Source organism: Renibacterium salmoninarum ATCC 33209 (genome assembly GCF_000018885.1).
Taxonomy (GTDB): domain Bacteria; phylum Actinomycetota; class Actinomycetes; order Actinomycetales; family Micrococcaceae; genus Renibacterium; species Renibacterium salmoninarum.
Window position 1 is genome coordinate 2948962 of the sequence record NC_010168.1, and the last position, 21282, is coordinate 2970243.

Annotated in this window: 19 protein-coding genes, 1 tRNA gene, 1 other RNA gene and 3 pseudogenes; 10 read left to right on the forward strand and 14 right to left on the reverse strand. The window is 53.9% G+C overall.

What is annotated here, in order from left to right:
- Window positions 1-266: 266 nt before the first annotated feature.
- On the forward strand, window positions 267-1514 hold the full coding sequence (locus RSAL33209_RS14590; RefSeq protein ID WP_145962099.1) for a hypothetical protein: 1248 nt from the start codon (window positions 267-269) through the stop codon (window positions 1512-1514).
- Between the two features lie 205 nt (window positions 1515-1719).
- On the opposite strand, the gene rnpB is transcribed toward RSAL33209_RS14590, so the two are convergent.
- The 5 genes from rnpB to RSAL33209_RS14605 form a co-directional block, all read right to left on the reverse strand.
- An RNA gene (gene rnpB / locus RSAL33209_RS16735) (RNase P RNA component class A) lies at window positions 1720-2090 on the reverse strand.
- 40 nt (window positions 2091-2130) lie between these two features.
- Complete coding sequence (locus RSAL33209_RS17665; protein WP_155116088.1) at window positions 2131-2307, reverse strand: hypothetical protein; 177 nt, start codon at window positions 2305-2307, stop codon at window positions 2131-2133.
- A gap of 19 nt (window positions 2308-2326) precedes the next feature.
- Window positions 2327-3139 (reverse strand): GAF domain-containing protein, encoded by an 813-nt coding sequence (locus tag RSAL33209_RS14595; protein ID WP_012246668.1) that lies wholly within the window; start codon window positions 3137-3139, stop codon window positions 2327-2329.
- A 64-nt stretch (window positions 3140-3203) separates the two neighbouring features.
- Window positions 3204-4658: a glyceraldehyde-3-phosphate dehydrogenase gene (locus RSAL33209_RS14600; RefSeq protein WP_012246669.1), complete on the reverse strand. Its 1455-nt coding sequence runs from the start codon at window positions 4656-4658 to the stop codon at window positions 3204-3206.
- A gap of 203 nt (window positions 4659-4861) precedes the next feature.
- Window positions 4862-5935, reverse strand: coding sequence for an alkene reductase (locus tag RSAL33209_RS14605; protein ID WP_012246671.1), 1074 nt, complete (start codon window positions 5933-5935; stop codon window positions 4862-4864).
- Between the two features lie 201 nt (window positions 5936-6136).
- On the opposite strand from RSAL33209_RS14605, the gene RSAL33209_RS14610 reads away from it, so the two are divergent.
- A complete protein-coding gene (locus RSAL33209_RS14610; RefSeq protein ID WP_012246672.1) occupies window positions 6137-6928 on the forward strand; it encodes a YaaA family protein in 792 nt (263 codons plus the stop codon).
- A gap of 37 nt (window positions 6929-6965) precedes the next feature.
- On the opposite strand, the gene RSAL33209_RS14615 is transcribed toward RSAL33209_RS14610, so the two are convergent.
- Window positions 6966-7700 (reverse strand): zinc ribbon domain-containing protein, encoded by a 735-nt coding sequence (locus tag RSAL33209_RS14615; protein WP_012246673.1) that lies wholly within the window; start codon window positions 7698-7700, stop codon window positions 6966-6968.
- A 69-nt stretch (window positions 7701-7769) separates the two neighbouring features.
- Complete coding sequence (locus RSAL33209_RS14620; RefSeq protein WP_012246674.1) at window positions 7770-8663, reverse strand: Nif3-like dinuclear metal center hexameric protein; 894 nt, start codon at window positions 8661-8663, stop codon at window positions 7770-7772.
- 72 nt (window positions 8664-8735) lie between these two features.
- Between RSAL33209_RS14620 and msrA the strand changes: the two genes are divergently transcribed.
- The 3 genes from msrA (at window position 8736) to epsC (ending at window position 10921) form a co-directional block, all read left to right on the forward strand.
- A complete protein-coding gene (gene msrA / locus RSAL33209_RS14625; RefSeq protein WP_041684860.1) occupies window positions 8736-9260 on the forward strand; it encodes a peptide-methionine (S)-S-oxide reductase MsrA in 525 nt (174 codons plus the stop codon).
- Window positions 9261-9347: 87 nt separating this feature from the next.
- Complete coding sequence (gene cysK, locus RSAL33209_RS14630; protein ID WP_012246676.1) at window positions 9348-10283, forward strand: cysteine synthase A; 936 nt, start codon at window positions 9348-9350, stop codon at window positions 10281-10283.
- A 50-nt stretch (window positions 10284-10333) separates the two neighbouring features.
- Complete coding sequence (epsC, locus tag RSAL33209_RS14635) at window positions 10334-10921, forward strand: serine O-acetyltransferase EpsC (RefSeq protein WP_012246677.1); 588 nt, start codon at window positions 10334-10336, stop codon at window positions 10919-10921.
- Between the two features lie 103 nt (window positions 10922-11024).
- Here the strand turns inward: epsC and gndA are convergent, their stop codons facing one another.
- The gene (gndA, locus tag RSAL33209_RS14640) at window positions 11025-12461 is read right to left on the reverse strand and encodes an NADP-dependent phosphogluconate dehydrogenase (protein WP_012246678.1); all 1437 of its coding nucleotides are present in this window, start codon (window positions 12459-12461) and stop codon (window positions 11025-11027) included.
- Window positions 12462-12529: 68 nt separating this feature from the next.
- Here gndA and RSAL33209_RS17830 point away from each other — a divergent pair, with 68 nt between their 5' ends.
- The 3 genes from RSAL33209_RS17830 to RSAL33209_RS16625 all read left to right on the forward strand — a co-directional run bounded on the left by RSAL33209_RS17830 (window position 12530) and on the right by RSAL33209_RS16625 (window position 13506).
- On the forward strand, window positions 12530-12811 hold the full coding sequence (locus RSAL33209_RS17830) for a hypothetical protein (RefSeq protein ID WP_158539324.1): 282 nt from the start codon (window positions 12530-12532) through the stop codon (window positions 12809-12811).
- Window positions 12812-12932: 121 nt separating this feature from the next.
- Window positions 12933-13127 carry a hypothetical protein gene (locus tag RSAL33209_RS16620; protein ID WP_145962100.1) on the forward strand — a complete coding sequence of 65 codons (195 nt, stop codon included), beginning with the start codon at window positions 12933-12935 and terminating at the stop codon, window positions 13125-13127.
- Between the two features lie 7 nt (window positions 13128-13134).
- Complete coding sequence (locus tag RSAL33209_RS16625; protein ID WP_012246680.1) at window positions 13135-13506, forward strand: phosphatase PAP2 family protein; 372 nt, start codon at window positions 13135-13137, stop codon at window positions 13504-13506.
- 29 nt (window positions 13507-13535) lie between these two features.
- Here RSAL33209_RS16625 and RSAL33209_RS14650 read toward each other — a convergent pair whose 3' ends face one another.
- From RSAL33209_RS14650 to RSAL33209_RS17255, 3 genes and pseudogenes are all read right to left on the reverse strand, one after another.
- Entirely contained in the window at window positions 13536-14345 is an 810-nt protein-coding gene (locus RSAL33209_RS14650) for a hypothetical protein (protein ID WP_012246681.1), read from the reverse strand.
- A gap of 203 nt (window positions 14346-14548) precedes the next feature.
- Window positions 14549-14621 (reverse strand) — tRNA-Val (locus RSAL33209_RS14655).
- 38 nt (window positions 14622-14659) lie between these two features.
- Window positions 14660-15478, reverse strand: a pseudogene (locus RSAL33209_RS17255) (NAD-dependent protein deacetylase).
- Window positions 15479-15531: 53 nt separating this feature from the next.
- Here RSAL33209_RS17255 and RSAL33209_RS17260 point away from each other — a divergent pair.
- Window positions 15532-16797 (forward strand): annotated as a pseudogene (locus tag RSAL33209_RS17260) (IS3 family transposase).
- Between the two features lie 192 nt (window positions 16798-16989).
- On the opposite strand, the gene RSAL33209_RS20150 reads toward RSAL33209_RS17260, so the two are convergent.
- The 3 genes and pseudogenes from RSAL33209_RS20150 to RSAL33209_RS14680 form a co-directional block, all read right to left on the reverse strand.
- Entirely contained in the window at window positions 16990-17190 is a 201-nt protein-coding gene (locus RSAL33209_RS20150) for a YncE family protein (protein ID WP_158539325.1), read from the reverse strand.
- A gap of 310 nt (window positions 17191-17500) precedes the next feature.
- Window positions 17501-18076, reverse strand: a complete 576-nt coding sequence (locus RSAL33209_RS14675) for a hypothetical protein (RefSeq protein ID WP_145962101.1) — start codon at window positions 18074-18076, stop codon at window positions 17501-17503.
- Window positions 18077-18790: 714 nt separating this feature from the next.
- A pseudogene (locus RSAL33209_RS14680) lies at window positions 18791-20056 on the reverse strand (IS3 family transposase).
- Window positions 20057-20117: 61 nt separating this feature from the next.
- Here RSAL33209_RS14680 and RSAL33209_RS14690 point away from each other — a divergent pair.
- The gene (locus RSAL33209_RS14690; RefSeq protein ID WP_080503842.1) at window positions 20118-21275 is read left to right on the forward strand and encodes a condensation domain-containing protein; all 1158 of its coding nucleotides are present in this window, start codon (window positions 20118-20120) and stop codon (window positions 21273-21275) included.
- Window positions 21276-21282: the final 7 nt, after the last annotated feature.

Sequence of the window (21282 nt, forward strand, 5' to 3'; positions counted from 1 at the left end):
TTTGGCGTCGTAGAGCTGACTTACGCGCTAGTTCGTTGATGCGTCGTTTTCAGTTTTGGAACCTTGGCCCGATGATGCGGATGGTCAAGAATTTTATGGGTACTTGTAAACACTGATGCTCGGAAAAGCTCACGCCTCGAGGTCTTTCAGGTGTTGGAGCGTAGGCAATCCGTGCAACAGACTACGTTCCATAGCGATATCGTGTTTACGGACGCGCAAATGGTCCGCACCCTGAATGTTGAAGTTCACGAGCAATGAGGCGCTTTTTGAGTAAGAAGAAATTGATCAGCAAGTACGAGGCGATGGCATTGTTTTCGGCATCTATCGTGGCAGCGGTGACCGTTTGGGCCGCATCAATTATTGCAACCAGGGTGCTCGATGTTCCTGGATTCGCTCAATTCCAGGGCGTATTTTGGCCGATTGTCTTTGCGATATTCGGCATCATTTCAGGCATTCAGCAGGAGACAACGCGGGCCGTCGGAAATCAACTACAAACCGATTCAGACACGAAGAGGACCTTGGTCGTCCCACCCGCGCTCATGTTTGGCCTCGGCGGCGGACTACTAGTGTTGATATCGGCACCGTTTTGGAGTGCCACTTATCTGCCGCAATTCACTTGGCCCTCGGTGCTTCTCATTTCGCTCACCGTGGTGTTGTTCTCAGTGCAAACTGCGCTTGCGGGCGCTGCGGCTGGGCTGGGAAAGTGGTTCCTGTTTGCTGGATTGGGCGGCGTAGAGGCGGCCTGGCGATTGTTGGCTTTAGTCCTAGCCGCAGTCTTTGCAGGCTCAGTCTTTGGGCTAGAGGTTGCCGTGGTATCCGCCAGCTTCATCTGGGTCGTTTTTGTCTTGTTGAGCCGTGATGCGCGAAACCTGTTCAGAGCCAGAGCCGATGTACCCGCAGGCAGATTTGCCAGGAATATCGGGCTAGCCACGGTCTCATCATTCGGGTCGGCGGTGCTGACAGCTGGGTTCCCCTTCGCTCTCCTGATCATTTATGGATCTGCAACCCCTGAATTGAACGCCTTGATTGCGGTCATTGGCATAACGCGATCCCCAATTATGATTCCGCTGCTGGCGTTCCAGGGTGTTGCTATTGCGGCATTCCTAAGACACAAGGAAGCGCCGTTTAGAGCGATGTTCAGGCCACTAGCTGCGATTTTCGGGCTGGGCATCTTCGGGGCCATCTTGGCTTTTTTCCTTGGGCCAACACTTTTTGACTTGCTTTACAAAAACTACGCCGGATTGGTGCCGGGGGTGGTACTTGCTGCCTTGACCTTCGGCGGCGTCTTCATGGGCTCGTTGGTGTTGTCCGGGACCGCCGCGCTAGCCGTAAACGTGCATAAGGTCTACACGACAGGCTGGGTTACGGCAGTGGTGGTTTCCATCGGACTATTGTTCGTCCCCATTGGCCTTGTCGAAAGAACGCTTCTTGCTCTGTACCTGGGCCCCCTGATTGGGGTAGTCATACATCTGCTGGGTATCAAATCGAAGGTCGCTACACGAGAAAATTCGTGAAATTGCAACTCAATACCTATCGGTTGGATCAACCGGGCGGCATAGCGCAATCTCATCGCTTGCCGCAATTTTACCGGTATTATTCTTGCGCCTTGATGATCAATTGCGCTTACCGGACGAGACAAGTCGGCCAGGTTCGCGAGCACGCGAGCTCTAGTCCCGAGACCTAAAGTGCGATTCAAGCTGCGATTCCTTGCCGGGAAGTCGGATGGGGCAACCTGTACGCCGGGTTCTGTCTTACTACGCCGTTACCAGCATAGAAGCGACGATCATCCATCTACGGACGCCGTTGCCGACGCCCTCTAGCAGCCTACCCGGACACTCGGGCGAGCAGCCCTCAAACGTGCCCTGTCTGGCCTTGCTCCCAGTGGGGTTTACCTTAGCCTTTCCGGTCACCCGGAAAGCGGTGGTCTCTTACACCGCCGTTTCACCCTTACCTCTGCATGCAGAGGCGGTCTATTTTCTGTGGCACTGGCCTGCGGGTTACCCCGAGTGGGTGTTACCCACCACTGTGCTCTTCGGAGCCCGGACGTTCCTCGGGTTGTTTGCACAACACGCGATCGCCCAGTTGCCCCATCCGACCCTCAAGTCTACCGGATCAAGGCGCGAGCGTTCGTCAGTCGCGTACGGGCTTTGTGCTCCGGAACAGGCCGAACCTGGCTCGACGGGATGCTTTAGCGGACTTCTCTGCCTCAGCCCAGATTTCTTCGACCACGCGCGGATCAGACAGGTCTGGGAGCTTTGCGGGAGCCGGGTGCTTGAGCTTGGCGTGCCCGAACGGAATCGATGTCATCGTCGCCCTTTCGTCATCACTATTCTATCCCTCGGTAGCGAGGATGTGTGGAGCCTGCTGCAGCAACATGGCCAAAAGCAACAGCGAGCAAGTTCGCGAACATTTGGACTACTTTGACATCGTCTTGGGTAAGTTCACCGACACGCGCAGCGTCCAAGGTGAGCATGCCATACGCCTCTGATCCATCGTGGATTCGCAACGAGATAAAGGTGCCATAACCTTGCCCGCTGCCACCATAATAATCTGGCCGCTCTTTAGCAATGTTGGGAATGAATAAGCTAGCTGGCGAGGAATCGAGGACGAAACTGAGTGCTTTCTGCCCTCGGCCAGGATCTGTAGCCAGAAATGGTCCGGAGGGTTCACGCAAGCCCGCGTGCCGAAATACTTCCAAGCTGTCGTTACTCGCAGCTAAGGTGTAGGCGATCGCTCGAACATCTTTCACCCCGTGATAGACATTCACCAATACATCCACCGTGTAGCGTGCAAGTTCATTTAGCATGCTCACGCGCGCAGCTTCACCTTGCCGCGGCATCGCGGCTAAAAACGCTGCCATTCGAGCCACATCTGTGTTGAGCACATTATTGGTCACTAAAGACTGCGCAGACAAACGGCGTTCCCAGGCGAAACTTGTTAATTGCAACAGCAGACTTAGCAATAAAGTTCCGGCAGCCCACCAGAATAGATTCGGTGATTCCCTCGCCAAGAAAAAGATGATCTTAGCCAAAACTGGCGCGGCAATACTCAAGATCTTTGCACCAGAAGCCGACCAGGCAGCAAATCGAGAAAATCGATTGGCTTTGCGGCCCAGAACGGGAAATCTAGATCCTGACACGGCTAAATAGTATCGTCGGGCACCGACAGTTTCGCTGCCCGACGATACGGTTTTTCAGAGCTCATTAAGCCTTGGGAAATGCCTGCGGGTGAACCCCAGCCATCTCTTCCATGACGCGAACTACTTGACAGGAATAGCCGAATTCATTGTCGTACCAAAGGTAGAGCACCAGGTTCTTACCGGACGATATTGTTGCCAATCCGTCCACGATGCCAGCACGACGTGAACCAACAAAGTCGGTTGAAACAACCTCTGGAGAGTCAATGTAGTCGATCTGTCGGTGTAGATCCGAATGCAACGAGACATCGCGCAGATAGGCGTTGACCTCTTCTTTACTAGTCTCATTTTCCAAATTGAGGTTCAGAATCGCCATTGAGACATCCGGCGTGGGTACCCGAATTGAGTTACCGGTCAGTTTGCCGAGCAATTCCGGCAAAGCTTTTGCAACCGCTTTCGCAGCCCCGGTTTCAGTGAGCACCATGTTCAAAGCCGCTGAAAGACCCCGACGATCCCCCTTATCGAAATTGTCTGTAAGGTTCTGGTCATTCGTGAACGAGTGCACAGTCTCAACGTGGCCATGGACGATGCCAAATTTATCGTTAAGCACTTTGAGCACTGGCGTAATCGCATTTGTGGTGCACGACGCGGCAGTGACAATTTTATCCGTGTCCGAAATTGCTGAGTGGTTGATCCCATGCACGATGTTTTTCAGATCGCCCTTGCCAGGTGCGGTCAACAGGACTCGGGCCACGCCCGCACTTTGTAAGTGCTGCGCCAAACCATCTGCATCGCGCCAACGGCCGGTATTGTCCACCACTAAGGCATCTTTAATGCCGTAGGCGGTGTAGTTAACCGCTGCCGGGTTATCCGCATAAATCACCTGGATCAAGGTGCCGTTAGCCAAGATCGTATTATGCTCTTGATCCACGGTGATCGTGCCATCGAAAGGTCCATGCACCGAGTCGCGACGCAACAGGCTGGCACGTTTGACTAGGTCCTGCTCAGAGCCTTTACGCACCACTATCGCCCGCAGCCGTAAGCCATTTCCGTCGCCGGCGTGTTCGATCATGATTCGCGCTAGCAATCGACCAATTCGGCCAAAGCCGTAAAGAACCACATCGGTGCTGTTGCGGTCGTCGGTTCCTTGACGATCCACTACTTCAGCGAGTTCAGTCCGCAAAAAATCTTCGAGATTGTCGTGTTCGCCATCGGCTTGCTGAGCTTTGAAGCGCAGGCCGAGCCGAGCGAGATCGATTGACGCAGCGCCAAGATTGAGCTGATCCAGAACCTGCAACATCGGCAGAGTCTCTTCCAACGGGAGCTCGACATCGTCAATCTGACGGGCCCAGCGATGCGCTTTGAGTAGATCGACCACAGATTGGTTGATGAGGGACCGACCGTAAACGCTCGTCACCACATTGTTTTCCCGGTAGAGTCGGCCGATCAAGGGGATCATGGTCTCGGCCATCGCCTCGCGTTTTGCCCAGGTCTCGTGGGCAGCTTCGGGGTTCACAGTCACGGGTTTTCCTTCCTGGATCGAAACTCCGTTGGTTCAGATCCGCTGACAATTCTAGGCGTTCTTTCAGCAAAGAATTGGCGACAAGGCTAGCATCGTGTCGAATCTCACGTTGAAACACTTTTTCAACAGCTCGGCCCGATCACCTAGCAATTGATTGCTGGGTGGTCGGGCCAAGCTGTTAGTGGAACCGCTTAGGTCTGAATTTAGGCGCTCAAAAGCGGGTAGTCGTTATATCCGACGGCGTCTGTGGTGTAGAAAGTTGAGGGATCAGGCACATTCTCTGGATGATCTAATTCCCAACGTCGAACCAAGTCAGGGTTGGCAATAACCGGCCGCCCGACGGCCACGACGTCAGCTAGGTCCTCTGCCACAAGGCTGATCGCTTCATCACGGTCGGTAACCTCGGCAAAGCCGGGGTTCAACATAAAGGTTCCTCCGAAACGCGAACGCAAATTCTGCACCAAATCGCTCTGAGGTTCCCGGTGCAAAACACTGACGTAAGCAAGGCCCAAAGGCGCCAAACCATCGATAACCGCCTGATAGGTGGCTGCGACGTCGGCCTCATCGGTTTCCAAGACATCTTGAATGTTATGGGCCGGCGAAAGCCTGATGCCCACGCGGCCTGCACCGATCTCGGCGGCAATTGCTTCTGCCACCTCAATCGCAAACCTCGCCCGGTTTTGCGCAGTTCCGCCGTATTGGTCTTCGCGAACGTTTGAAACCGGTGACAGGAACTGATGCACCAAGTAACCGTTTGCGCCATGAATCTCGACTCCGTCGAATCCGGCATCAACAGCGCGACGGGCGGCTGCGACGAATTCATCGCGTACACCGGCAATCTCTGCTTCGGTCAGCGCATGCGGAACTTGATGCGGCCCTTTGTCGCCACCAAGCCTGACAAGTCCATCAATTGCAATCGCGCTTGGTGCTACGATTCTTTCGGTGCCGGTGATGGCAGTGTGCGCTGTGCGGCCACCATGCATCACCTGCATGAAGATTCGGCCGCCTTCGGCGTGAACCGCGTCAGCGACTTTAGCCCAACCAGCAGCCTGTTCGTCAGAGGCGATTCCCGGTTGCCCAGGGTAAGAACGCGAGTCGTGGCTGGGGTAGGTTCCGTCGCTGATAATCAACCCCAGACTTGCTCGTTGCGCATAGTGCTCGGCAATTAGCTCGCCGGGGATGCCGTCCGCACCAGATCGGAGTCGAGTCAACGGCGCCATCACCATCCGGTTGGGCAGCGTGAAGTCTCCGACGGTTATTGGGGAAAATAGTTCCATGTTCTCGTTCTTTCAATGCCTGGCGATGTCTTTGAGGTGTCTTTTCTCGGCAACGCCAAGATCTACTTTGGCATTCCTGAATGAGCCTGGGGGTTCGCTGAGCGGGAACTTTTTCGCCTAAATTGGGCCAAAGAGGCGCCGAATGGTGAGCTAAATCACAGCCTGCGAATGCGACCGTACCGAAGCAGCTAAGCTCAATCCGTGCTCATTCTGCTGCCACCCTCCGAAGGCAAGACCGCCGCGCTGCGAACTGCGTCGATGAACCTCGCGGAACTGTCCTTTCCCGAATTGAGCGAGGCCCGCTCACTCGTTCTTCGTGAGCTAGCGGAGGTCTCCTTGCACCCGCAGGCGCTGCAAAAACTCGGAGTTGGCGCTTCCCTTGCCACTGAAGTAGCTCGCAACATCAAGCTGGCCCACGAGCCAGCTGCGGCAGCACACAGTGTCTACAGTGGAGTCCTGTTCGACGCTCTGGGATATCGCAGTATGACGCCGACGCAGCGCCGAAAGGCCGATGAGTCGGTGGTGGTGATATCGGGCCTGTGGGGCGCGGTTCGGTTTGCCGATCGAATCCCGGCGTACCGACTTTCGATGTCTGTGTCGCTGCCTGGCGTCGGGCGGTTAGCCTCGTTCTGGAAGCCATTGCTCAGTCGCGCGTTGGCGGAACTCGCCGAAGATCAGCTGGTGATTGACTGCCGATCCAGCACGTACAGCACCGCCTGGACGCCGCCAAGCGCGCAAACTGTAGAGATCAACGTATTTCAAGAACGTGCTGGCGAGCGAAAAGTCGTTTCGCACTTCGCCAAACACACTCGTGGCGAACTTGCCCGCCATCTGCTAACTCGCCAGGGAAAAGCTGCGCAGACTCCTCAGGAGCTCTTGGTCATTGCACAAGAAAAATGGCAAGCCGGGATGGTGCCCGGAACCTCGAAAAAACCGCACGGACTCAGCTTGATCTTGCCCGAGGGTATTAGCTTTGCGGCCGCCAAGAATTAATGGGTACGCTCTAGCTGAATGAAAACCCTTTGACCGCTCAGCTCCAGTCTGAAGAGCGGACTAGGATGCAGCCAGAATCCGGGCAAAACACGATTTCGTCGGCTGCAGTCTTAGCGAGGTCGGCCAGGTCTCCTGGGCTCAATTGCATTCCTGAGCCCTCTGAGGTGCCGTGGAACAACCGCGCAGCTCCAATTCCGCGACGTTCTAACGTTCTGTCGTAAATTGCCAGCAAGCCAGCGTCAAAAGTACTCGCCAGGTTTAGACGTTGATCCAGCACTGTTGCGTGGTCAGCAGCAATTACCGCCAGTTGGGCATCGATCTCTGCTTGAACTGCGGCAAGCGCGGATTGCGCTTTCTCCGCAATGGCAAGTTGCCCCTGCTGCCTAGCGCTAATTTCCTCGACCCGCTCCATAACTTCCAGCTCGGTATCTTCAAGGTCTGAGCGACGCTTGGCAAGCGAAACCAGATCGGCTTGCAGCGCCATGAGGTCTTTTGAGAGGCCACCTGCTTTTAGTCTGGCCTCATCGCGATCAATCCGAGAAACTACCTGTTCGACGTCGGCCTCGGCTCGCTTGAGCTCCGACTGCGCATCTGCAAGTTCCACATTGAAGTGGCTCAACTCTGATTGCACACCGTCGAGTTCGGTTTGGAGTGCAGTCAGGCGCGGATCGGCCCGCAAAGTCTTGGCCTGCACATCCAAGTTTTTCGCCCGGCCGTCCAAAGCCTGCAATTCCAATAAACGCAATTGCTCAGCCGGTGCTGCTTTCGCCATCAGTTACCCCTCCATCGTGTGAGTCGATCAGACTCGATCATCCAAGCCTATGTCCTGTTCGTCTCAAGTTCAGTCACTTCCCGGAGTGAGGACAAAGTCCCAGGGGTCGGTATTGATCTGACTAACCCGTAATTCGACGTCGAATCCCTGATCCCCCAGAACATTTCCCAGCGCCGAAGCCGCCGCCGGCAGCCATAACCATTCCGAAGCGAAGTGTGAGAGATCGATGAGGAAGGGCCGGCCATCGGCTGCGGATTCACGAGCTTCCGTTGCTGGGTGGTGGCGCAAATCCGCCGTGATATAGACATCCGCGTTAGCCGCACGGACGGCGTCGAACAGTGAATCACCTGCGCCGCCGCACAGCGCAACTTTGCGGACCAACGCCTGTCTATCCCCTGCTACTCGGACCCCACCAGCAACTGCTGGCAAAACGCTGAAGATGAGCTCAGCCACATCTGCCAGGCTGCGTAATTGTGGAAGCTCACCCACCCGGCCCATTCCTTCTTCTGGCAGGCCGTGTTTGGCAGCCTGCAACGGCTTGACGTTTGACAGCTCCAAGGCATCCGCCAGCACATCAGAAACGCCACCTACCGCACTGTCCGCGTTGGTATGCACGGTCAGCAGCCCACAGCCGCCCTCAATGAGCGCGTGCACAACCTGACCTTTACCCGTAGTCGCGGCTACGGTATTGACGCCGCGCAATAGCAAGGGATGATGCGTAATCAGTAAATCTGCACCCCATTCGAGCGCCTCGTCACCCACTTCAATACTTGGATCAACGGCAAAGAGAATTTTTTGCACGGAGGAAGTTGGCCTACCAACGACCAGCCCAACTGCATCCCAATCTTCGGCCAAAGACTCCGGCCACAATTCTTCGACAGCCAGGAGCACTTCCGCAAGAGCTGGTACTGCGATCTGCTCTACCGGCTCAGGTTGCTCCTGATTTCCGTTCGCCTCATCCATGGACCCATCCTATGTTGCACTTTCGTAAGGTCTGCTGGGAATCATCTTCGCCCGCCAAACATTGAATCAAACGTGAAAACATTTGTATTGGGCGGAGGCTGCTTCTGGTGCCTTGATGCCATCTACCAGAAAACCAAAGGCGTGTCCGAGGTCGTCTCCGGTTATACCGGCGGCCACACGAGGCACCCTGACTACGAATCCGTCAGTGCCGGAATCACCGGACATGCTGAAGTTGTTGCGGTCACCTTTGACGAGACGGTCATCCCCGAAGAGGTCATCCTCGATCTGTTCTTTGTTTCGCATGACCCAACTACTTTGAATCGGCAGGGATACGACGTCGGGACCCAGTACCGGTCCTCAATGTTCTATGTCGATGCGGAACAAGAAGAAGCGTTCAACGCGGCGATTATGCGAGCTCAGCCGCTCTGGTCGGATCCGATCGTTACCGAGATCACACGGTTGCCCGATTTTTACCGGGCAGAGGAATATCACCAGGACTTTTATGCCAAGCATCCAGAACAGGGATATTGCCAGGTGATCATCAATCCAAAGCTGGCTAAAGCTCGGAAATATTACTCTTCATGGCTCACTACTTAATCTGAAGTCATCTGCACGGTTAGGCTAGCTAGGAACTTCTTCCTGCATAAAGGCTCAGCAGGCTTCGACTCAGAACAGGACCTTGTCATGGCACCTATTTACAACGATGTGACCGAGCTGGTTTGCGGCACCCCTTTGGTCAAACTAAACCGGCTGACCGAAGGACTTGACGCTACGGTGGCGGTAAAGCTGGGGTTTTACAATCCGGCAAACAGTGTCAAAGATCGAATCGGTAAGGCAATCATCGATGCGGCTGAGGAAGCTGGTGCGCTTAAGCCCGGTGGGGCTATAGTCGAAGGCACCTCCGGCAATACTGGTATTGCCCTAGCTATGGTCGGTGCCGCACGTGGTTACAAAGTCATCTTGACCATGCCAGAGACTATGTCTACTGAACGCCGCATGATGCTGCGGGCCTATGGAGCCGAGATTGTCTTGACGCCTGGCTCCGAGGGAATGCGCGGCGCAGTTGAGAAAGCGAAGGAGATTGTTGGGCAAACGGAGAATTCCATTTGGGCCCAACAGTTCGCCAATGAGGCTAATCCTGCAGTGCACCGCGCCACGACCGCGGAAGAGATCTGGGCAGATACTGACGGCAAGGTGGATATCTTCGTTTCCGGTGTTGGCACCGGCGGAACCATTACCGGTGTCGGTCAGGTGCTTAAGAAACGCAAACCCGGTGTGCAAATTGTTGTCGTTGAGCCAAAAGATTCGGCCATTTTGAACGGTGGCGCTCCTGGTCCGCACAAGGTCCAGGGCCTAGGCGCGAACTTTGTGCCTGAGATTTTGGACACCGAGGTTTACGACGAAGTTCTTGATGCCACGATCGAAGACTCCGTGGCGGTCGCTCGCACTTTGGGTACCCAAGAAGGAATTTTGGGCGGTATCTCCTCAGGCGCGATTGTGTGGGGCGCACTTGAATTGGCAAAGCGACCTGAAAATGCTGGCAAGCTGATTGTCGCAGTGGTGTGCGACTTCAGCGAGCGGTACATTTCAACTGTGCTTTATGACGATATTCGCGGCTGAGCTAAACCGGCTACAACCCGGAATGCATCGAAATTAACTGAAAGAGGTCCATGGCCTTTCTTGCCAGGCTCCGTGAAGACCTTACAGCTGCCGGAGCAAACGATCCGGCAGCTCGCAGTGACGTAGAAAACTTCTTCGTCTATTCCGGATTGCACGCAATCTGGATGCAACGGCTGACGCACAAAATGTGGCAACGCCCCGAGCTGCGATTCCCTGCTCGGGTGCTATCTCAGTTGACTCGTTGGCTGACCGGCGTAGAGATTCATCCCGGTGCGAAAATTGGCCGTCGCTTCTTTATCGATCACGGTATGGGCGTGGTTATCGGAGAAACCACCGAAATTGGCGACGACGTAATGCTCTACCAAGGCGTCACCTTGGGCGGCCGGTCGCTAGAGAAGATCAAACGTCATCCGACGTTGGGCGACCGTGTGACGGTTGGCACCGGTGCGAAGATATTGGGCCCGGTCGTCATTGGCCCAGACTCTGCTGTTGGCGCCAATGCCGTGGTCGTCAAAGACGCACCCGCGGAGTCGATTGTTACCGGAATTCCGGCCACCTGGCGGCACCGTGATGCAAAGCGGGAAACTGCGCCCGCGGTTGATCCGGCCGAGTACATCGACCCAGCAATGTACATCTAACGATTTCAGATAGTAAGACGAAGGGGCGTTAGCAAGAAGACTGGTCTTCTTGCTAACGCCCCTTCGTCTTACTATCGCGAATCAGCTCACAGGATTCTTCAGCTTAGTGACTATCAACAGCTTCGATGTCGGACTTATCTTCGCCCCACAGCGTATGAAAAGTACCGTCAACGTCAACCCGCTGGTAAGTATGCGCACCAAATAGATCGCGCAGGCCCTGGGTTAGCGCAGCCGGCAACCGCTTGCGACGCAATCCGTCGTAATAAGCCAAAGATGAAGAGAAGACCGGAACCGGGATTCCCAGCTGAACTGCCGTGGATACCACCCTGCGCCAGGCCGGCAATGCTTCAGCAATGGCCTGAGTGAATGCTGGTGCAAAGAGCAAATTGCCGGGCTTGTCCGTGGCGGAATAGGCCTTGGTAATGTCTTTGAGCAGCTCTGCCCGAATGATGCAACCGCCACGCCAAAGCGAGGCAATTTCATCAAGTTTTAGATCCCAGTTGTATTCCTTCGCGGCACCAGTGAGCATATCCAGGCCCTGTGCGTAGCTAACCAGCTTCGAGGCGAAGAGTGCTTGGCGTACGTCTTCAATGAAATCGTTACCGAGCTCCAGCTGCACTTCTGCCGAGGCAAGCGTGCCTTGCGCTTCCACGCGTTGCGCGCTCTGCGATGAGAGTGCGCGAGCGAAGACCGACTCTGCGATGCCGGACGTCGGCGAACCGAGTTCGAGGGCCGAAATAACCGTCCAACGACCGGTACCCTTTTGACCCGCAGCGTCTACGACGACGTCGACAAAAGGTTTGCCGGTTTTCGCATCGACATGGCCCAGTACCTCGGCGGTAATTTCGATCAGGAACGAAGAGAGCGTGCCCTTATTCCATTCCTTGAAGATTTCTGCCTGTTCAGCTGGCTCAATGCCTGCACCGCTCCGGAGTAGATCATAAGCTTCACCGATAACTTGCATATCGGCGTATTCGATGCCGTTGTGCACCATTTTGACGAAGTGGCCTGCGCCGTCCGGACCGATCCAAGCGCAGCACGGCTGACCATCTACATGGGCTGAGATCTTTTCGAGCAACGGGCCGAGCGCTTGGTATGACTCTTTCGAGCCGCCCGGCATGATTGACGGGCCGTTAAGTGCGCCTTCCTCGCCACCGGAGACTCCGATGCCAACGAAATGAAGACCTTTTGTGGCCAAGTCAGCTTCGCGTCGTCGGGTATCGGTGTAGTGCGAGTTGCCAGCGTCAATGACGATATCGCCCTCTTCAAGAAGAGGGACGAGCTGATCAACCACAGAATCTACTGGCGCACCTGCTTTGACCATAATCAAAACTCGGCGCGGCTTCTCTAGAGAGTGAACCAGCTCCTGCAAAGTTTCAGTGCGGACAAAATTGCCCTCATCGCCATGCTTCGCCAATAGCTCGTCGGTACGACTGACCGAACGATTATGCAAAGCGACTGTGAAACCGTTTCTGGCTAGGTTCCGCGCCAAATTGGCACCCATAACAGCGAGGCCGGTAACCCCGATCTGTGCAGACATTCTTCCTCCGTGACTGGTACGAATCCTGATATCCCTAGCCTAGTCGCTCTGGAGAGCAGGCCAACTTCGTGACCGCTCAAAGTGACAACGGAGACCACTCCGCGCTCAATTTGGCAAGAAATTTCCCCGTCACCAACAGTGATTTGGCAGCCTATACATCTGGTTGTATATTTATTGAAGGCCTCCAGGTCTGGCATCCCCCAATAGTCAGAGCTGGAGGCCACACTTTATGCCCAAAAGCGGCTATCGTCTCCAGCGCTGAGCTTCTAGGCCAAACAAAAGATAATCTTTTTGCAACACGCCTGATGCATCTTGCGCGCCTGATGTGTGTGGTTTATATTTTTCATTAATGGCTCCCGGCCGTCGTATCCCCCAATGACGACGGCCGGGAGTCATGTCTTAATGCTTGAACAACTGCCGACCACGATTATTTGATCGTGCAGCCCAGGCTTTACTCGATAGTCTGATTTGGTGAACCGAATCATCGCCCGAGTTATCACTGAAATATTCGCCCCTACTGTTCTAGTCACGGTCTTCCTCATCGGCACAGGTGCCGATGAGGAAGGCTGGAATGGTGCAGGATTTGGCCTGCTCGCAGCTGTCTTCGCGGTGCTGATCCCCCTTTGCTGGCATAGTATTCGCTACCCGCAAAGGCAAAGTATCTGATCATCATGTGCGAGATCGACGACAGCGTCTTCCGATCATTCTGGCGGCGATGGTTAGCGCCATCATCGGTTTCGCCTTGCTGTTGATTTTGCACGCACCCAAAGTCATCATCGTCGGCCTAGCCGGAACACTTCTGGGCATGATTGTGGTCGGTGCAGTCAATTCCTTTTGGAAACTTTCAGTCCATAACGCTGTCGCTACCTTTGTGGCCGTCGCCGTCGTCGGCTCATTTGGCTGGATGTGGTGGCCGCTTCTGCTCTTACCCATCGCTGTGGGTTGGTCTCGGGTGGTGCTGAAGGACCACACCATCGGCCAGGTGATCGCCGGAGTGCCGGCTGGCGCGGTTGTTGCTATTCCCTATTTGCTCGTGGGAGTTTGACGGCGACGATAGACTTTGCTGTTTTGTTGCTACTTCAGATTGCCAGAACAAATTACCAAAATAGAACCGGTTTTCTTTGAGATGCTTTGTCCATCAATAAAGATCTCGCAGCTCAAATTGCTCTGCGTTGAAAAATCATCGACTGAAACGCTTACCGTGGGGAAAAGAAAGCTACCTTTCATGGTGACTTCTTTTTCCCACGTTCCGGATACTGCTTCATTAGAAGTACCGGTCTCATTGGAAAAGTCAGCCTTGGCGGCCACATTTGAGGTCGCAACATATTTAACGGTGTGCACCTTGGCCGAGTCATTGCTGTACTGCGCTGCGGCGCTGCTGGCTTCAGAAGCTGCGGAACTAATCTTCGAGGCAGCGCTGCTGTATTGATCGTCAACGTTGCTCTTGATGTTATTGACGAATGCGATACCAATGACCGTGACGATGATCGCAATAATCAAAGCAAGAACGCCAAGAACGCCACCAACTATCGGCATGACCTTTGATGCACCCTTTTTGGCGAATCCGATAATCCCCAAGATAATCGCTGCAATGGCTAGCGGGTACGACACGAAATTGATAATCGGAAGAAAAGCTAAAACAAACGCCACGATGCCAAGCACCAGTGCCGTAATGCCTAGGCCTTTGCCCGGCGCACTCGGCGGAAACTGACCGCCGTAAGGTTGCTGGTACTGTGGCTGGCCCGGGTACTGCTGGCCGGCGAACTGCGGCTGATCCCCCACCGGCGGCTGCCCTCCCGGCTGACCCGGCGTCGGTTGCTCCGGCGTCGGGTCAGCCGGATACCGTGGCGGTTCTGGAGGCTGAAAGCCGTTGTTTTCAGACATTCAAGTCTCATTTCTCTGCTGGGAGCGATAGTTGCTGACCTGATGCTACCTGTGCGTAAGCTGTATAACCATATGCAGGTGAAACTGTTATCAATCGGTTGTCCTAAATTCTTAGCTGGAACGTCAACAACGATTATTGGCCACACACAAGAAAATCCCCGCCTCCAGGTTTTTAAACCTTGGAAACGGGGATTTTCGTACTGTGGGCCCTACCGGGATCGAACCGATGACATCCACGGTGTAAACGTGGCGCTCTACCAGCTGAGCTAAAGGCCCTTCTGCGGGTTCACTCAGCAACCCGACGAAGAACTACTCTACTGAGCCAAAGGGGCATCCGGCAAATTCTGCGCAAAATAGCGAAGTACGCTGCCAACTCCAGCATCAATCTTGAGCGTTGCAAGGTCGTCTCCACGGGTCACTCCCCTATTGACTATCAGCACCGGTTTGCCATCTTTCACCGCCCGCCGGGGAAATCTCAGCCCACTCATCACGGTGAGCGAGGAACCCGCGACTAACAAGGTCGAGGCAGACTCCAGCATCGCAAAACTTCGTTCGACTCGATCTTTCGGCACATTTTCACCGAAGAAGACGAAATCCGGCTTGAGCATGCCGCCGCAAATCTGACACGGAGCAATTCGGAAAGATGCGATAAATTCCGCACTGTCAAGATCTGCATCAGCATCTGGCGCAAGATTAATCGTTCCGGTCGCATGTGCTCGAGCCAAGAAATCTGGATTGAACTGATCCATCAGCTCGGCTATCTGATCACGGCTGAACTCGGTTTTGCAGCTTAAGCACACCACCCGGTCAAATCTGCCATGCAGATCAACAACATTTCGTGACCCTGCTTCTTCATGCAGACGGTCAACATTCTGCGTAATCAGACCACTAAGAAGTCCCCGATTTTCCAACTCAGCTACAGCAAAATGCCCGGCGTTCGGCGCAGCACGCCGCAAGTGCCGCCAACCGAGCTGGTTCCGGGCCCAATATCGACGGCGCAGATCTTCGTCCGCAATAAATTCTTGGTAGGTTAATGGGTTTCGCTCGGGCGCTCTCGGTCCCCGCTAGTCCGGGATACCGGAATCGGTGCTCAAACCGGCTCCAGTGAGTGCCGCAATTGGACCACGACTCAATAGTGAATCGCCCCGGTGTGTCCGGAGACTTTCTTGTTTGAGAGGATCAGGACATGGCAGGGAAAACTACGACACGGTATCCGCAGGAGTTGAAGGATCATACGGTGCGCATGGTGGCGGAGATGGAGGGTGCGTCTTCGGAGTGGGCGGCGATGCAAAAAGTTGCCCAGCTTTTGGGTGTGGGTGTGCCGGAAACGGTGCGTAAATGGGTCCGGCAAGCCGAGATCGATGTTGGTACTAGAACTGGAACAACGAGCACGGAATCGGCCGAGCTGAAACGGTTACGGCGTGAGAACGCTGAGCTGAAACGGGCGAACGCGATCCTTCGGAGTGCTTCAGCTTTTGTCGCGGTCGAACTCGACCGCCACAACACTGATCGTGAAATACATCAAGGACCATGCCGGTCACCGCGAGAATAATGGATTGCGGTGGGGTGTCGAGTCGATCTGCCAGGTGCTTACTGGGACGGGGTGAAGACCACCCCGTCCACGTACTACGAATGGGTGGATAAAACACGATCTCACCGAGAACAACGTGATGAGGTGCTCAAGCCCGTGATCCAGAAGGTGTATGCCGCTAATTACGGGGTTTACGGCACCAGGAAAGTCTGGTTGGCGATGAACCGTGAAGGTGTGCCGGTGGCCAGGTGCACGGTAGAACGGCTCATGGGGTTACTTGGCATACAGGGTGCGGTCCGTGGCAAGGTCAAACGCACCACGATCAAAGACTCGAAGGCGGCCCGAGCGAAGGACTTGGTCCGCCGTGATTTCACACCAACGGCACCGGATCGGCTATGGGTAGATGATTTCACCTATGTTTCGACCTGGTCCGGGTGGGTCTATGTTGCCTTCGTGATCGATGCTTACTCTCGGAGGATCCTGGGCTGGTCAGCGAGTGCTTCTATGAACACCGTGCTAGTGCTCAACGCAGTTAATCAGGCAATCTGGAGTCGTGAACGGGCCGGGGCTGAGATTTCCGGGGTGATTCATCATCACGATGCCGGGGCTCAATACGCCTCCTTGGCCTTCACCGAACGCCTGGCCCAGGCCGGTATCCGCCCCTCGATCGGTTCTGTGGGTGATAGTTACGACAACGCCTTGGCGGAAACCATCAACGGGCTTTATAAGACCGAGCTGATCAAACCCGGCAAGCCCTGGCGGACTCTAGAAGAAGTCGAAATCGGCACCGCTGAATGGGCCGATTGGTACAACCACCGAAGGCTCTACCAGTACTGCGGAGACATCCCACCAGTAGAGCTAGAAAACCACTACTACAATCACTACCAGAGCACGGCAGCCGCCGACAGGCTCATCGTCTGAGAAACCCTCCGGACACACCGGAGCGATTCATATCTTGTACAATACGGTTTGATGTCACGTCCAGGATTAGAGATACTATTAGAGTAGCGATTCGCTACATATACGACCTGTCCTGTTCGATCTCTCAGGAGAGCATCTGGTCTGGAGCCAGTGTGGTTGGCAACGTTACCGACTAATTTTCGCAATGCCACATCAACAATAGAGACATTTCATAGATACATTATCTGATATGAAGAGTTTTTTATCATCAGCCGAGATCTGCGAAGCCCTAGGACCCGAACCTTTATATCCTGAGACTGTTCCTACTTCTCGGTTGCTTGAGGTGTCAATGACACTGACACTGTTACTATCGTGGTTTCCAACGAATAATTTTTTACCGTCTCGTGTAACCACTGCTGAATCTGGAGCCGATCCAGCGTAACCATATACCGTACCAACTTCTTTTTTGATACAAGATCAATAATTGAGATCGTATTAGTGGCAGAGTTTGTTACATAGCCAATTTTCCCATTCGGCATTATCGCTATAGCACATGGCGCAGACCCAGAGTATCCAGCCACATTAGTTACTTCAAATTGCCGGGGAGAATAATCATGAAGACCAGCGAAAGCAGGTGGACAAAAAACAAGTTAATTGAAAATGTGACAAGCAAAAAAGAAGCACTTCAACATTTTTATCCTCAATATATTTTGCACTTACATCTCTAATAGATCTTAATATTAAACCATTCCCGGAAGAGTGTGCCTTTAAACTCGTAATGTGCAGTTTTTCCATTTTTGCAGTAAGTAACTACGGAGGGCAGATTTGTAGTGTTCCAGCCATTTCCGTCCACTTGTCGGTAATCGTAAGAGGCATAATCCATGATCTCTGGAATCCACTGCTTCTGTTTTGTAGAAGAGGAGTACATCGCGGTATAGCCCGCCTGATTCATCAATAAACTTGAAGGCGGGTAGCTACTGTTGTTAGAGTAAGGCCTAATATATGCAGTGAGTTTCTCCGATATTTTTAGCCCTAACTCCCCCAAATCATAGAGATTGCTTGCTTGGTTGAGCGTAAAGGTTATATTTTCGCGTATAAGCCTCCCACCGTTAGTGAATGGGTAGTTATCTACCACAAAGTCAGAAGTGTTCTCCCAGGCATAATTATTATATTGAACATATTCTGCACACTCACCATAGCCACCTACGGAATTCTCAGCTGAAGCTGGGGCGGCTAAGCCAAGCGCTGAAAAAGATACCAGTGCGACCAGGGAGACTAATCTTTTAATCAATTTACCCACCTAAATCTAATTAATTATTTTTTTATAAATATCTTATGTTGATCATCTAGCTTAACATCCTGGATCCTGAGAACTGCAGACCACCAAACCTGACTTTGGGTCATCTGGCTTTGGTGTTACCACCGGAGCCCAAAAAGTTCCATGTACTTCCCTCGTGCCATCCGGGTAGGATGCGATCAGTTTTCCCGTAACCTGCTGTTGAACTGTTGCTCTCGCAACCCAGCTGGTAGTGGCAGGAGGAATAGTGATGCTGATTGATGAAGATTCAGTTTTACTGCTTGTCCAAGTATGTGAATAACTCGCCCTGATAGCCGCTGTGATGAAGCCGCTTGTGGCCTGAAATGACGCAGACCCGCCCAATTCGTCGCTTATTGAAGTGGTCTGTGACCATGAAAGCTCGTATGTCACGATCCCGAGACTAAGATTTGTTACGGCTTCGCTAACATTGGCGCGGGGGCCCAGCCTAGTCTCGCCTAGAGATTCGACAACATAATTACACTGGACAATTTTTGCGAGGCATTGTTGTTCGATCTGGTAGGGAGACTGCGCAACGGCTAAAGATGGGGAGAGAACTCCAAGTAAGAAGACGCAAATTAAGCTCATTGCCATCATCCTGATCAGTTTTTTCACTGCAGATACCTCCAACTATGATACGTAATACTATACAATCACATTTATGTAATATGAACCGCTCCGGTGTGTCCGGAGGGTTTCTCAGACGATGAGCCTGTCGGCGGCTGCCGTGCTCTGGTAGTGATTGTAGTAGTGGTTTTCTAGCTCTGCTGGTGGGATGTCTCCGCAGTACTGGTAGAGCCTTCGGTGGTTGTACCAATCGACCCATTCAGCGGTGCCGATTTCGACTTCTTCTAGAGTCCGCCAGGGCTTGCCGGGTTTGATCAGCTCGGTCTTATAAAGCCCGTTGATGGTTTCCGCCAAGACGTTGTCGTAACTATCACCCACAGAACCGATCGAGGGGCGGATACCGGCCTGGGCCAGGCGTTCGGTGAAGGCCAAGGAGGCGTATTGAGCCCCGGCATCGTGATGATGAATCACCCCGGAAATCTCAGCCCCGGCCCGTTCACGACTCCAGATTGCCTGATTAACTGCGTTGAGCACTAGCACGGTGTTCATAGAAGCACTCGCTGACCAGCCCAGGATCCTCCGAGAGTAAGCATCGATCACGAAGGCAACATAGACCCACCCGGACCAGGTCGAAACATAGGTGAAATCATCTACCCATAGCCGATCCGGTGCCGTTGGTGTGAAATCACGGCGGACCAAGTCCTTCGCTCGGGCCGCCTTCGAGTCTTTGATCGTGGTGCGTTTGACCTTGCCACGGACCGCACCCTGTATGCCAAGTAACCCCATGAGCCGTTCTACCGTGCACCTGGCCACCGGCACACCTTCACGGTTCATCGCCAACCAGACTTTCCTGGTGCCGTAAACCCCGTAATTAGCGGCATACACCTTCTGGATCACGGGCTTGAGCACCTCATCACGTTGTTCTCGGTGAGATCGTGTTTTATCCACCCATTCGTAGTACGTGGACGGGGTGGTCTTCACCCCGTCCCAGTAAGCACCTGGCAGATCGACTCGACACCCCACCGCAATCCATTATTCTCGCGGTGACCGGCATGGTCCTTGATGTATTTCACGATCAGTGTTGTGGCGGTCGAGTTCGACCGCGACAAAAGCTGAAGCACTCCGAAGGATCGCGTTCGCCCGTTTCAGCTCAGCGTTCTCACGCCGTAACCGTTTCAGCTCGGCCGATTCCGTGCTCGTTGTTCCAGTTCTAGTACCAACATCGATCTCGGCTTGCCGGACCCATTTACGCACCGTTTCCGGCACACCCACACCCAAAAGCTGGGCAACTTTTTGCATCGCCGCCCACTCCGAAGACGCACCCTCCATCTCCGCCACCATGCGCACCGTATGATCCTTCAACTCCTGCGGATACCGTGTCGTAGTTTTCCCTGCCATGTCCTGATCCTCTCAAACAAGAAAGTCTCCGGACACGCCGGGGCGATTCAGACACGGCGCGCTGCGCACCTCTTTCCGCTTGATTGACGGTCAAGTAATGCAGCAAGTGGCTTCGCCCGCGGCGGTCACGGTTCAGTTTGAACACTGCAGCCTCACAGCGATCGATTCTGCAACAGAAACAGCTCCAGAGGTGGCAGACTTTGCCGCCCGAGTGTTTGCTATTGACCAAGCGCCCTTGCTACGCGTGCAACTTGCTGACTGTGCCAATGATCAGCAGCTATTGACGATTGCCACTCATCACATCGTCGCTGATGGCTGGTCGCTAGGCGTTCTGGTTCGCGACTTGGGCACCCTTTATGACGCCGCCAAATCTGGCCGGCCCGCTGTTTTCCCGGCGACGATTGATTACCAAGAACATCAACTTGATCAAGCGGTCTTGAGCGAAACGAATTCCGAAAGTTCTAGCGCTTATTGGCTAAATCAATTTTCCGACGTTCCGCAAGCTTTGGCACTCTCTGCGACCACGGTTGACCGCACAAAATTTGCCGGATCTTACGCAAATTATTCCTTGGCTGAACCGTTATGGGCGCAGTTGAAAGACTTCACGAAGACCAATAAGACCACCGTGTTTGTGACGGTAATGAGTGCCTTTACGGCAGTATTCAGTCGGTTTAGTGAAAATGGCGATTTAGTCCTGGGCACCTCGGTGGCTGGGCGTAATACCGAGCTTGTGGAAAATCTGGTCGGCATGCTGGTCCGCACGGTTCCGTTGCGGTTGAATGCGGCAGCGGGTATCGGCTTCGAACAGCTGGTAAAGGACGTGCGAACAACCTTCCATAACGCGCTTCGTCACGCCAATTACCCCTATGAAGAACTCGTTTCTGAGTTACAAACACGAGGAATGAAAGGTCGTTCTGACCTCTTCGATGTACTGGTCGAGTTCCAACAATTCGGCGGAGATTCGGCCGGCCCGCTGGAAGGATTGGCGAATAACGGGCTCGTTGTGACGCCGGTAGAACTGACGTTGAAGACGAGCGTCTTCCCGCTGAACATCATGTTGGCGGAGGAAGAAAACACGCTCGGCGCTGCCATTCGCTTCGACACTGAACAGTTTGGTCTAGCTGCCTGGACCAACTGTGGCAGAGCTTCGAAACCCTGTTGGACTTTGTGCTCAACAACGCACAAGAGCCGCTTAAACTCGCACCGCTGCTATCGGTAACGGAATC

Coding starts and splice junctions, on each gene's coding strand:
- RSAL33209_RS17665 (WP_155116088.1), bottom strand. CDS start 2,307: ATGACATCGATTCCGTTCGGGCACGCCAAGCTCAAGCACCCGGCTCCC.
- RSAL33209_RS14605 (WP_012246671.1), bottom strand. CDS start 5,935: ATGGAACTATTTTCCCCAATAACCGTCGGAGACTTCACGCTGCCCAAC.
- RSAL33209_RS14615 (WP_012246673.1), bottom strand. CDS start 7,700: ATGGCGAAAGCAGCACCGGCTGAGCAATTGCGTTTATTGGAATTGCAG.
- RSAL33209_RS14620 (WP_012246674.1), bottom strand. CDS start 8,663: ATGGATGAGGCGAACGGAAATCAGGAGCAACCTGAGCCGGTAGAGCAG.
- cysK (WP_012246676.1), top strand. CDS start 9,348: ATGGCACCTATTTACAACGATGTGACCGAGCTGGTTTGCGGCACCCCT.
- epsC (WP_012246677.1), top strand. CDS start 10,334: ATGGCCTTTCTTGCCAGGCTCCGTGAAGACCTTACAGCTGCCGGAGCA.
- gndA (WP_012246678.1), bottom strand. CDS start 12,461: ATGTCTGCACAGATCGGGGTTACCGGCCTCGCTGTTATGGGTGCCAAT.
- RSAL33209_RS14650 (WP_012246681.1), bottom strand. CDS start 14,345: ATGTCTGAAAACAACGGCTTTCAGCCTCCAGAACCGCCACGGTATCCG.